This window comes from Roseococcus sp. GW821-FHT12F05 (genome assembly GCF_058806835.1).
This window is the reverse complement of record NZ_JBXAQB010000055.1, coordinates 1-570: the sequence shown is the minus strand read 5'-3', so window position 1 is coordinate 570 and position 570 is coordinate 1. Positions and strand designations below refer to the sequence as shown.

2 protein-coding genes are annotated in these 570 nt (G+C 70.0%); both read right to left on the bottom strand.

Annotated features, from left to right (window positions below):
- Nucleotides 1-198 (bottom strand): hypothetical protein (locus AC1ROY_RS34055; protein ID WP_493153397.1); only part of this gene is annotated, 198 nt, incomplete at its 3' end.
- A partial coding sequence (locus AC1ROY_RS34050; RefSeq protein ID WP_493153396.1) for a hypothetical protein occupies nucleotides 198-570 on the bottom strand: 373 nt, incomplete at its 5' end. The genes AC1ROY_RS34050 and AC1ROY_RS34055, both read right to left, overlap by 1 nt.

Genomic DNA, 570 nt, shown 5'->3' with positions numbered 1-570 from the left:
CGCGCCCTCCGCGATGGAGCGCACCACGTCCTCGTTGAGATCGGCGAGGGACGGCCCGACATCCAATCCCGTCGTCTCCTTCAGGTAGGCGATCAGCGCCTCGTCGAGCCACTGATCGGCAGGCACGCCGGCCCACGCCCGCCAGTTGCCCGAGCCCTTCATTTCCAGCTGCTCGATACGCCGTTCCAGGTTCGCCATCACGCGCCTCCTCTCTGCGCCGCCTCGAGAGCAGCAAGGCGCCGCTCCAGATCTTCCGTTTCGATGGCCCGCCGATGGGTCTCCACAATCGCCGCGACGGCCTGGCCTTCCTCCGGCGACACCTCGCCGGCAGCCACGGCTGCAGCGATCGCGGAGGTCGCTGCCACCACGTCAGCTGACGTGTTGAGCGCCGGAAGCTCCAGTTCGATGGGGCGCCCCTTGCGCTCCGGCCAGAGGCGCCGCAGCAGAAGCTCGGCGGCCCGCATGTCGCCGCCCTTCGCGCCTTCCACGACCCGCCGCATGACCTCTGCAGCGCCTTCCTGCCCAATCGCGTCGAGAGCCAGCAGGGCGGCGTGACGGGCACCCTTGGGC